Annotated in this window: 10 protein-coding genes; 7 read left to right on the plus strand and 3 right to left on the minus strand. The window is 48.3% G+C overall.

Annotation, left to right across the window (positions count from 1 at the left end; all coding sequences use genetic code 11):
* Positions 1–2: 2 nt before the first annotated feature.
* The 3 genes from V3851_RS12845 to V3851_RS12855 are packed head-to-tail and all read right to left on the minus strand — an operon-like array spanning position 3 to position 4013.
* Positions 3–1097, minus strand: coding sequence for a GerAB/ArcD/ProY family transporter (locus V3851_RS12845; protein ID WP_331846934.1), 1095 nt, complete (start codon positions 1095–1097; stop codon positions 3–5).
* Positions 1098–1113: 16 nt separating this feature from the next.
* A complete protein-coding gene (locus V3851_RS12850) occupies positions 1114–2382 on the minus strand; it encodes a Ger(x)C family spore germination protein (RefSeq protein ID WP_331846935.1) in 1269 nt (422 codons plus the stop codon).
* 26 nt (positions 2383–2408) lie between these two features.
* A complete protein-coding gene (locus V3851_RS12855) occupies positions 2409–4013 on the minus strand; it encodes a spore germination protein (RefSeq protein WP_331846936.1) in 1605 nt (534 codons plus the stop codon).
* Between the two features lie 213 nt (positions 4014–4226).
* On the opposite strand from V3851_RS12855, the gene rlmN reads away from it, so the two are divergent.
* From rlmN to V3851_RS12890, 7 genes are all read left to right on the plus strand, one after another.
* Positions 4227–5297, plus strand: a complete 1071-nt coding sequence (rlmN, locus tag V3851_RS12860) for a dual-specificity RNA methyltransferase RlmN (RefSeq protein ID WP_331846937.1) — start codon at positions 4227–4229, stop codon at positions 5295–5297.
* Between the two features lie 271 nt (positions 5298–5568).
* Positions 5569–6207, plus strand: a complete 639-nt coding sequence (locus V3851_RS12865; protein WP_331846938.1) for a glycoside hydrolase family 11 protein — start codon at positions 5569–5571, stop codon at positions 6205–6207.
* A 129-nt stretch (positions 6208–6336) separates the two neighbouring features.
* Positions 6337–7185: a formylglycine-generating enzyme family protein gene (locus tag V3851_RS12870; protein WP_331846939.1), complete on the plus strand. Its 849-nt coding sequence runs from the start codon at positions 6337–6339 to the stop codon at positions 7183–7185.
* A gap of 141 nt (positions 7186–7326) precedes the next feature.
* Complete coding sequence (locus tag V3851_RS12875) at positions 7327–8034, plus strand: DNA alkylation repair protein (protein ID WP_331846940.1); 708 nt, start codon at positions 7327–7329, stop codon at positions 8032–8034.
* A gap of 228 nt (positions 8035–8262) precedes the next feature.
* Positions 8263–9132 carry a sce7726 family protein gene (locus V3851_RS12880; protein WP_331846941.1) on the plus strand — a complete coding sequence of 290 codons (870 nt, stop codon included), beginning with the start codon at positions 8263–8265 and terminating at the stop codon, positions 9130–9132.
* Positions 9114–10049 carry a sce7725 family protein gene (locus V3851_RS12885; RefSeq protein ID WP_331846942.1) on the plus strand — a complete coding sequence of 312 codons (936 nt, stop codon included), beginning with the start codon at positions 9114–9116 and terminating at the stop codon, positions 10047–10049. Before V3851_RS12880 ends, V3851_RS12885 begins: the two co-directional genes overlap by 19 nt.
* Position 10050: 1 nt before the next feature.
* Entirely contained in the window at positions 10051–11145 is a 1095-nt protein-coding gene (locus V3851_RS12890; RefSeq protein WP_331846943.1) for an RES family NAD+ phosphorylase, read from the plus strand.
* Positions 11146–11200 lie beyond the last annotated feature (55 nt).

Raw genomic sequence — 11200 nt, forward strand, 5'->3', positions numbered from 1 at the left:
GTTCATGAGCTCCTTTTTTGGAACGGTTTTTTGACAAAATAGATCAGCAGCATCAGCAAGGGAAGCAAGAAAGTAAAGGCAAAATCGATCGGAATGACAGTGCCGCTGAAAATGGAGAGCTCGACGATGTTGGAGAATAACAGGATGGACAACAGGTAAACGATGATCCCCATCGGAATAATAAGAGGCTTGCGGTCCTTTAACTTGAACCACTCCGTTACGCATTGAACGCAAACATAAAAAAAGATAGCCGTTTTGACAAATGCCCCGAACACCCAAAGCCCTAGCACCAGGGACTCGACCCGGTCCAGGAATTCGCCGACGGAGACCGACTGTACCATTTCAAGGGTAGGGAAGCGGATATTCTTTACGCTTACGGGGCCGAATATCGCCACCACCGAAACATTGACGATAAAAAAGAGAAAATTAACGAAAATAATCCCGCCGAAGACCGCGGGCTTGATGTTCTGCCGTTTGCGGATGAGCGGAAAAAGCACGGCCGTCCAGGCCAGCTCGCTCCAGCGGGTGGCGGTCGGAAGCATCGTAATCATGAACTCTCCCGGGCTCGTTTCCCACGTCGGAGCGACATTGTAACCGTGAGCTTGGGAGAAAGCCAGCGCCACGAGCAGGAGCATCCCGAAAAAGATAACGGGAACGAGCACCGAGGCACATCGCCCAATCACTTCGACCCCCATATATACGGCATAAACGACAATGACCAAAAGGCCCAGTCCGATCGCTTCCATCGGGGTATGGTAAAAGAAACGCGTCACCAGAAAATCGTCGAAGAATCTTACGGTGATGGCGGTCTGCATTAAAAAATAGCCGATATAAAGCAGACCTACGATCTTCCCCAAAAACCGGCCGAGGATGGAGGAGCTGTACTCTATAAGTGATCGTTCCGGGTACTTGAGCCACAGAAGGAGGAAAGGAACGGCATAAATCAACTGCACCGGGACGCCGATAATCAGCGCGGGGATGATATCGCGGTCATTGGCCAGCTCGTTAAAAAAAGGGTTGGAGACCAGGTTCAGAATAAAACGGCTGCATACGAACATCCAAAAGACTTGGTGCAAAGGGATCGCGGCTTTTTCCATGGCTTCTCCTTCCGATTCATTTCGTGGTTCCGCCCGACTTCGACGTCATCCCGGCGCGCCGGATTTTGCTGGTTACCTTGACGGCAACGGGCAAGTTGGCAAAATGGTCCGGCCAGTCCTCCTCGTATCTCTCTTTCCATAGCTTGGGGAACCGCGTATACGCGGTATCTCCGAAGCGGAGGATATCCGCCCGCAGCGCCTGGCACTTCTCAACCGTGCTCTTGATCCGGGCCTCAATATCCTTGGCCTGGAGCTCTTCCAACTGTTTGATCGTTTCCGGTTTGGATACGTCCAGCTTGTCGCAAGACACCTCGGCGATGGACGATTCTTCCTCAATATCGATTTTGATATTTAATTTACCATCCCGGAAGTAGGGGATGACTTTTGATTTGGTCCGTTCAATGTGAAAAGAAATCTTGTGCTGCTGATCTTCCGGGCAGGGCATGATCACGGATCCGCCGTTCAGCTTGCCGGTAATCCACAACAGCCCTCTGCTCTCGGCATCGGATAAGTAGCCGACGAGCTTATCTTTGCGAAAGGCCGCCGTGCCGTTCAGGCGCAACTGCTTCTTTCCTTGCGCCGGCATGCTGGTTTGCTGCGAATCGCCGGCGGTCACTTCCTGCAACCGCTCGTTGATCGACGCATCCGCATCGAGCAGCTCAAGCCTGGAGACGGGGGCCGCTCCCGACTTGCTGGATATACCGCTTAAGAAATCCTTTTGCCGCTCGATGACTGCCGCCGCCGATTGACGGAATTCTTTGACCATCTCCGTGACTCCGAGGGCAGGAATATCCTCCAAATCCAGCTTAACCGATAGGATTTCCTTGGCCGTGGCGGGAGTTACCAGGATCCAAAACGTCCTCCGAAACTCGGGAGCCCGGGCCAAGTAATCCATGACCGGGTGCAATCCTTCACGTGCCATCCGATCGCCGAAAATGATGACGTTGGTATGCCCGTAAAACAAGCGATGAGGGGAGGCTTTCGCAAAATTCCGCATCGCATCGAGTATCGTTGCTCCGGTGGCCGACAGAGTAAGGAACGGGGGGCTTGACGACCCGCCGCCACCCTTTTGCAGACCGGAAGGATTGACGATCTGGACCGTAAGCAGGATCGGCTCCGGGCCGGGAATGAAGTCGATGCCAAGGCCGGCGACAATCGCCAGCTTCTCCACCTCCGTCCGGTCCCAGCATCCGGCCGTCCCGGCCATGAGCGGCAATATTAGCCCCAGCGCCACACAACGGCGGATCAGACCGGTGAAGGAGCTGCGCTTCCTCTTGTTATGCAAGTCCAACATCCTTTCATGCAAGCAGATTAGGATTTCGGACCGGGCCTGGGGGTGTTTTGACGCTGCCGGTTGTTTGGACTGATCCCGCCGGGCCGGTTATTCATGCGCCACCAAGGAGCCCGGAACAAGACGTCCTTCATCCCTTGGCGCTTAAACGGGGATATGGGCGTAAGATAGGGAACCCCGAAGGAGCGCAGGGAACAGATATGGATCAATAGCGCCAGATACCCGAGCATAATCCCGTAAAACCCGAACACCGCGGCCAAGATCATGAGCGGGAAACGGAGCATCCGCACGGTGATGGCTAAATTAAAGGCCGGAATCGCGAAGGAGGCGATCGCGGTCAGAGACACGATGATCACCATGGCGGACGACACGATTCCCGCGCGTACGGCGGCTTCGCCAATGACCAAAGCCCCGACGATGCTCACCGCCTGCCCGACGGTTTTCGGCAAACGCACCCCGGCTTCCCGCAGCGCTTCAAAAGCGACCTCCATCAGCAGCGCCTCTAAGAACGCCGGAAACGGAACGCCTTGACGAGCTCCGGCAATGCTGATCAAGAGCGGGGTGGGGAGCATTTCCTGGTGGTAGGTGGTCGCGGCTATGTAAATGGACGGCAGGCTTAACGCGATTAACAGGAAGAGGAACCGGACCGACCGGATCAAAAAGGCAAAGAAGTAGCGTTCGTAGTAATCCTCGCTGGATTGCAGGAACTGGACGAACAGGGTCGGGACGATCAGCGCGAACGGGGTCCCGTCGATAAGAATGACGACGCGTCCCTCCAGCAATTCCGCGGCCGCTTTGTCGGGACGTTCCGTGTGGGCGATTTGCGGAAAGGGAGAGAAGGGCTGATCTTCGATTAACTCTTCGATATACGCGCTTTCCAGGATGGAGTCGACCTGAATTCGTCCAAGCCTTTGACGGACCTCTTGGATCACCTTTTCATCGGCAATGCCTTGAATATATAGAATGGCTACATCGGTTTTGGTCAATCTGCCGAGCTTTCGCGTTTCCAGCTTTAAATCCGGCGTTTTGATGATCCGGCGAATCAGGGCGGAGCCCACCCGGATGTTCTCGGTGAAGCCTTGCCGGGGACCTCGGACGACGGCCTCCGTCTCCGGCTCGGTTACGCTTCTCATTTGCTCCCCGCGGACGCTGGCGACAATGGACACCTCGACTCCGTCGATCAGAATGGCGCAGAACCCGGTCAACACCCGGTCGACGAGGTCCGGAATTTTATAGGACTCGACAATCGATGTCGTACTTAACAAGGAGTCGCGGATCAAGGTGTGCAATTGTGGAGGGCTTATATCGCCGTTTGGCGGCAATTTCCGGGCCTCCTGCATCAACGACTGCAATACTATGTCATCGATCAGTTGCCTGTCGACCGTACCGTCCAGCCATATAATGGCTGCGCGGGCTTGCTGCTCCCCGATCGTGAATTCCCGAAAGATGACATCCTCGCAATGATCGAAGATTTTTTGCAATAAAGCGAGATTCTCGACTAACGACTGCTGAAGGCACGGTTCGGAGGGGGGCAAGTTTTTACTTTCCCGATCCTCCCGGCGGCTGTCCGGATGCTTGTTCTTCAGTAGTGGACGGAGAAAAGGACCGATGAATTTTCGGCGCATGCGGACTCCTCGCTTCCCGGGATATTGGAAGAATTTGTTTTATTGTGTGCTAAGTAATGGAAAATATTCATCGATGGAGGCCGGACCCAAGCAATAATCTGGCATCACGAACTTGCTTGTGTTCATATTAAAAATTTGGGACAATAGAACATGGTCGGTAAATGAAGAAAAATACTTATCTTGTATAGTTTTTAAATAGAAAGAGGCAGGCACATGAATAAACCATCCATTTATGGATTGACATTGGATCAATTGGGCGCCTGGCTGGAGGAGCACGGTTCGAGAAGATCCCGGGCCTCCCAGGTGTGGGAAGGGCTGTATCGGCAGCGGGCGACCGACTTTGCGGCGATGAGCGGAGTCAAGCCGGAGGTCGCGGACTTACTTGCGGAGCATTTTGAAATTCAAACGCTGACGGTGCATACGAAGCAGGAATCGGCCGACGGAACGGTCAAGTTCCTGTTCAGGCTTACGGACGGTAATCTGATCGAAACGGTGCTGATGCGGCACAAATTCGGTCTTTCGGTTTGCGTAACCACGCAGGTCGGATGCAATATCGGCTGCAGCTTCTGTGCGAGCGGGCTGCTGAAGAAGAGCCGGGATTTGACGTCCGGGGAAATTACGGAGCAGCTTATGAAGGTCCAACTGTTTCTGGATGAAGCGGGGCAGGGCGAATTGGTCAGTCATATCGTCGTCATGGGAATCGGGGAGCCGTTTGATAACTTCACGCACCTGATTAACTTCTTGCGCACCGTGATGGAGCCCAAAGGGCTGGCGATCGGACCGAGACATATCACCGTCTCCACCAGCGGCTTGGCCGACAAGATCCGGGAATTCGCCGATCTTAATCTGCGCGTCAACCTCGCGGTATCCCTGCATGCGCCGAACAACGAGCTGCGCACGCGGATCATGAAGATCAACCGCGCGATTCCGATCGAGACGCTGATGCAGGCGATCGATTATTATTTGGACAAGACGAATCAGCGGATTACGCTGGAATATATTTTGCTCCGTGAAGTCAACGACCAGCGGGAGCATGCCCTGGAATTGGCCGAACTGATCGGGGACCGCAGAACGTATGTCAACGTGAACCTGATTCCGTACAATCCGGTGGATGAACACAGCCAGTATCAGCGGAGTGATCAGGAAGCGATCCTGGGCTTCTACGATACGCTTAAGAAGCAAAATGTCAGCTGCAGCATCCGGCTGGAGCACGGCACGGACATCGACGCCGCCTGCGGCCAGCTCCGCAGCAAGCAGATCAAACGGATGGAGAAAATATCATAGTAAATACACTAGGTTTTAAGAAAAAGCAGTCCGTCTCCTGAGAGAACGGGCTGCTTTTTTTGTATATATGTAAAAAATGGAAGGTAAGACCTTTAATTTGTAGTGAGAAATGTATGCGCTTACTTACTATAATTTTCTAGTAAAGGAGGTGATAGTAAGATGATTCCGAAATATGACACCGGATAAGTGATGTACTGCAAAGAGGAAAAACCGACAAGAAGTGGGCGAAGGCAAGAAGGGGCAATTAAAAATAATTGAGGAGGCAAAATACATGTTCAAATTTAGTAAGAAAATTTTGACGCTTTGTCTTGCGGCTTCAATGAGTTTTGGCTTGTTCGGAGCAACCTCAAATGCAGCGACGACGGATTATTGGCAAAACTGGACTGATGGCGGAGGCACAGTAAATGCGGTCAACGGCTCCGGCGGCAATTACAGCGTTACATGGCAAAACAGCGGAAACTTTGTCGTCGGCAAAGGCTGGAATACGGGATCGCCCAACAGAACGATAAACTATAATGCCGGCATCTGGGCCCCATCCGGCAATGCGTATTTGACGCTCTACGGGTGGACAAGAAACTCGCTTATTGAGTATTACGTGGTGGATAGCTGGGGTACTTATAGACCTACCGGAACGTATAAAGGTTCCGTGACCAGTGATGGAGGAACCTACGACATCTATACGACTATGCGATACAACGCACCTTCGATTGACGGTACACAAACATTCCAACAATTCTGGAGCGTAAGACAGTCGAAGAGAGCGACCGGAAGCAATGTCTCCATCACATTTGGCAACCATGTTAATGCATGGAGAAATGTGGGCATGAATCTGGGGAGCAATTGGGCTTACCAGGTGTTGGCGACTGAAGGATATCAAAGCAGCGGGAGTTCTAACGTAACGGTATGGTAACCGGTTGATCCTTGTTATTGCCGAGGCCGTCCGGTCCTTCAGCCGACGGCCTTACTTCCGACAAAGGGTTACTTGCCTGCATAACTACTGGAACAATGCCATTCCTAAAATGCCAAAGGAGATCTATCCATGAGAAAGATATTGGTTTTCCTTTTAGCAGCAACAATACTTGCAGTCAGCGCTTGTTCGCAACAAAAGCCGGAAAAGAACGATGAGCTTGTATTCGTCCAAGGCGGGACTTTTAAGAACAAGAAGTCTAATTACTACGGGAAAAGTATAACTATATCGAACTTTTATATCGGCAAATATGAGGTAACTCAAAAAGAGTGGATGGAGGTCATGGGCAGTAATCCCTCCGGGTTCCAAGGCGACGATTTACCGGTGGAAATGGTAAGTTGGTATGACGTTATTGAGTACTGTAATAAAAGAAGTATACAAGAGGGCTTAGAGCCTTATTACAATATAGACAAGAGTAAAAAGGACCCGAACAATAAGAGTGAAAACGATAATGTGAAATGGACCGTAACGATCAATGAGGATGCGAACGGCTACCGGTTGCCGACGGAAGCGGAATGGGAATATGCCGCAGGCGGCGGTCGGATGAGCAAGAGTTATACCTACAGCGGAAGCAACCGTGCGGATGAAGTAACGTGGTATTGGAGAAACGCCGGGGATAAATACTTATCGGGAGACTGGAACTGGCCTGCCATAGAAAACAACAAAAATAAAACAAGGTCCATCGGTGACAAGAAACCCAACGAGCTCGGACTTTACGATATGTCGGGCAATGTCAGGGAATGGTGCTGGGACTGGTATGGGGACAAGCCGGACAGTAATAGCGATGGCGGCTCTTTCCGGGTGGTGAAGGGCGGCGGTTGGATCGGCGATATCAACAGCAGCGAGGTGTCTTTTCGGGGCAAGTTCGAGGCGAACGGCTTCGGCCCGGATCAAGGCTTTCGCGTGAGTCGCAGTGAATAGGCGAATAAACGGGAACAAGACTTCCCTGAAATTAGATTTGAGTCTGGGTTACTTCGCGTAGTAAGCTAGATAAAGAATCAATGGAGGGGATTTTTTGTGCCCCAAAGACGGTTTTATGGAAATGAAGGGGGTCGACGAACAATGAATCTGGAATCGGTCATGCAGGAGCTTGAAGCTCTCAGCAAGGAACGACTTAAGAAAATGTATATATCGAATGGTGCCTGCGAACCGCTTTTTGGCGTGGCGACGGGGGCAATGAAGCCCATTGCGAAGAAAATCAAAATGGATCAGCCTTTGGCGGAGCAGCTCTACGCTACGGGGAACTACGACGCCATGTACTTTGCCGGCATCATTGCCGATCCAAAGGCGATGACCGAAGATGATTTCGAGCGTTGGATCGACGGGGCTTATTTCTATATGCTGTCCGATTATGTCGTTGCCGTCACCCTGGCGGAAACGGATATCGCCCAACAGGTTGCCGATAAGTGGATCACAAGCGGGGATGAGCTGAGAATGTCGGCGGGCTGGAGCTGCTACTGCTGGCTCTTGGGAAGCCGGCCGGACAGTGAATTTTCCGAAGGCAAACTCGAGGGTATGCTGGAAACGGTACAAAAGACCATTCACAATTCTCCTGAACGAACGAAGTCGGCGATGAATAATTTTCTCTACACGGTAGGGGTATCCTATTTGCCGCTCCATGATCAAGCGGTCGAGACCGCAAAGGCGGTCGGACCGGTGGAAATCAAACGTGACAAGAAGAAAAATAGCATCCTGCTCGCTGCCGACAGTATTCAAAAGGCGGTAGATAAGGGGCAGTTGGGATTTAAACGAAAATATGTACGGTGTTAGAAACGTTGAATGTTTATCCAAACCTTATGTGAAGAACTCTCGTGAAGATGCCTGGATTAACAAGCCCGGGCGTCTTTTTGAGTATCACCGTGCTAAATTAACGATTTCATTGGGGTAGTTATACTTCGACCAATCATTTTAGCAGGAAATACAATCATTGAAATCGAACTATAAATAAACTAAGCAAGGGCAAATTAATGGTGAGATTTATAAGGAAGGTGTAAACCCATGAGTACGGACAACTCCATTCTGTTAAATCGTGTGTTTACACGAAACACATTACGCGAAATCGTGGAAAGTAATTATAGCGATGCCTATGTAACCGCAATTCGTAGATATGTTGCCAACTCATATGGTAAGGACAACAAACAACTTATTAGTGAAATATACACGGTTTTGAAAAGAGAATACCGCAACGAATATTATTATAAAAATACGATTTTAAATAAATTGCTACTTGGTGTTCATAAGCCGACAACAACTACAGCTTTGACAGAGGTTTCCATCGGAAAGTCAAAGGCTGACTTTGTGCTGATAAATGGACGTGCAATTGTTTATGAGATCAAGACGGAATTGGATAATCTTGATCGCCTTGAATCCCAGATTACAAATTACTACAAAGCTATTACACGCGTGTCCATCCTTACTTGCGAAGCACATAGCGATGCATTACAAAGGCGCCTGGAAAACTCCCCCGTAGGCATTTGTATTTTAACTAAAAAGGGCACGATTAGGGAAGAAAAAAAACCGCAGGAATATGCCGATAAATTAAATAAAGACACGATGTTCAGAGTACTTCGGAAACAGGAGTATGAAGGCATTATCGAAAAACATTTTGGCGCTCTCCCCGATGTTTCCCAATTTGAATACTACAAGGCTTGTAAGCATCTATTTTGCCAAATCGATACTTGCGTTGCATATAAAGAGTTTATAGCTGCTCTAAAAAAGCGCGGGCAGATAGATATAGAGCTATATAATCAAATCCCCTATGAATTAAAGTTCCTTGTTTACTTCTCAGGCTTTAAAACAGACGATTACAGGAAACTTCACTCATTTTTGCAACAGAAGGAGGTTATTCCATGTACTTCCCTTATTTAAGAGGACGTCAGTTTGAACTTATCGCCATCAGAGAACTAATTGAGAAGTCACTACTTAGCAAAAATGTAATGCCGGTTGTTGAACCGGTGAAATTGTCTTCAGCTTTGATCAAAACTCTGGCATCGTTTAAGAAACAGGACCAGGCTTTGGGGCTGGTTCGAAATCCTCAAGTAGGGAGCTTACATAGAGATTTAGCCGAGGAAAAAAATGAAAAGGATAGAGAACGATTTTATGAGTTACTTCAGACATCCGACATACTAACCTTTCTTTTTGCGGATGTGAACTTAACAACTCATCTTCACGCCATAAAGAGCGAAGGAATGAATAAACGCGATATCGCCACCATATGCATCAATCAAGACTCTATTCCCTATTTTGAATCTGCGTATGCTTCGGATTATCCCCGCTATAATTTTATACGGGATGAAAGTGCTTTTCGAAGACGAATGCCAAATCAGAAAGTACTCCTTGAAGACCGCTTTCCCAAAAAAAAACGCAATGTTGACTATTTAAACCCTGAAGATGAGCATTTTTCTTCGGATCACCTTTACTATTTGCAGGACGACTATTTAGGATTTTCAGACTATTCGGTGGTTGGCGACGAATATACAGAAACGGGTTTTGCTCCCTATGCTGTTGCAATTCATATCGTATATTTTGCAAATGATAAGACTTTAAGGGTACGGCATTTCGTGTCCGATACGAACGACGACATAACAGACCCCGTCGGTAAATTTGCCGAGGCCTTGGAGAAATTGGTTGCGTGGAACCAAACCCAACAACTCGATACATATGGAATTCGTAGTCTTGAAAATATGTATAAAGACCGTTCATATCCCGGATTAGGAACAGTGAAGAAACTTTCTATTATGCATCATCTAGAGCTTATGAGTCGTTATTTAGATGAGGTAAAGTAAAATGAAGTTTTGTAGTCACTGCATAGTTGATGGGGAATTAAGGCCGATAATTGAAACATTTGGACAAGTCGAGAACTCCTGCCCTGTTTGCGGGAAAAGAAAAGCGTTTATTTATGACACCGATGTCCATTCAAAACTTACAGATAATTTCGAGCAGTTATTTGAAATTTATACTCCTGAGTTTGCGCTCCCTCACGATTTTCCTGCTGAAGAGAAAAAACTGTTAGTCACAGAATTGATAGATCGCTGGCATATCTTCAATGATAAGCTCAGTTCGACGGATGTATATCGTATTATCCGTGCAGTCTGCGCCGAAAAATATACAAGCATGCCCAGCCTATTCGATGCTCCAATTGGTATTGCCGAACTCAACGACACAGAGTTTCTCAGAGCTCACTCCTTGCTTCGTTCAAATTCATGGAATGATTTTGTTAAATCTTTAAAAGAGCAAAATAGATTTCATACCAATCATATAGAATTTACGATTCTTGATCGGTATTGCTCCTATATTCGAAAAGTATACAAAAAAGGTACTGTTTTTTTCAGAGGGCGTTTATCTACGGAGGATGGTTTTCCGGCTGAGGATATGAGTGCGCCTCCTTCAGACAAAGCTTCAGCAGGACGTGTAAATTCAGCGGGCATCCGTTGTCTGTACTTAGCAAGCGATCTTGATACGACGATCCATGAGATTCGGGCTGGTGTCTTCGACTATGTTACGATAGGGCGTTTTGAATTAACACAAGATATTGTCGTAGTTGATCTAAAGGCCATTGATCATATCAGTCCGTTTATTGAGGGTTTGGACCCGCTGGAACATGCGATCAATAAAGAGCATTTGAAGCGAATTAACTTAGAAATTGGACGTCCATTGAGAAGAAGTGACAGTATATTGGATTACATTCCCACTCAGTACATTGCCGATTTCATCAAAAGTATTATGTACGAAGGAAAACCGGAGTACGCCGGCATTGAATACAATAGTACAATCAATCAAAGCGGGCAGAACTTAGCTATCTTTTATCCGGAACTTTTTGTTTGTACGGGGGTTGAAGTGTATCATATCAACGAACTGTCCTATGGAAAAGAAAAATTGTAGCCAGTTTATGAGCGCCACATCAAGCATACAAATAATTTTATAAGTAATAAGAGCG

The organism is Paenibacillus haidiansis (assembly GCF_036553665.1).
In the GTDB taxonomy this organism is placed as follows: Bacteria; Bacillota; Bacilli; order Paenibacillales; family Paenibacillaceae; genus Fontibacillus; species Fontibacillus haidiansis.

Excerpts from the sequence above, each read along its gene's own strand:
- V3851_RS12845 (WP_331846934.1), bottom strand. The coding sequence starts at position 1,097 with ATGGAAAAAGCCGCGATCCCTTTGCACCAAGTCTTTTGGATGTTCGTA.
- V3851_RS12855 (WP_331846936.1), bottom strand. The coding sequence starts at position 4,013 with ATGCGCCGAAAATTCATCGGTCCTTTTCTCCGTCCACTACTGAAGAAC.
- rlmN (WP_331846937.1), top strand. The coding sequence starts at position 4,227 with ATGAATAAACCATCCATTTATGGATTGACATTGGATCAATTGGGCGCC.
- V3851_RS12865 (WP_331846938.1), top strand. The coding sequence starts at position 5,569 with ATGTTCAAATTTAGTAAGAAAATTTTGACGCTTTGTCTTGCGGCTTCA.
- V3851_RS12870 (WP_331846939.1), top strand. The coding sequence starts at position 6,337 with ATGAGAAAGATATTGGTTTTCCTTTTAGCAGCAACAATACTTGCAGTC.
- V3851_RS12875 (WP_331846940.1), top strand. The coding sequence starts at position 7,327 with ATGAATCTGGAATCGGTCATGCAGGAGCTTGAAGCTCTCAGCAAGGAA.
- V3851_RS12880 (WP_331846941.1), top strand. The coding sequence starts at position 8,263 with ATGAGTACGGACAACTCCATTCTGTTAAATCGTGTGTTTACACGAAAC.
- V3851_RS12885 (WP_331846942.1), top strand. The coding sequence starts at position 9,114 with ATGTACTTCCCTTATTTAAGAGGACGTCAGTTTGAACTTATCGCCATC.
- V3851_RS12890 (WP_331846943.1), top strand. The coding sequence starts at position 10,051 with ATGAAGTTTTGTAGTCACTGCATAGTTGATGGGGAATTAAGGCCGATA.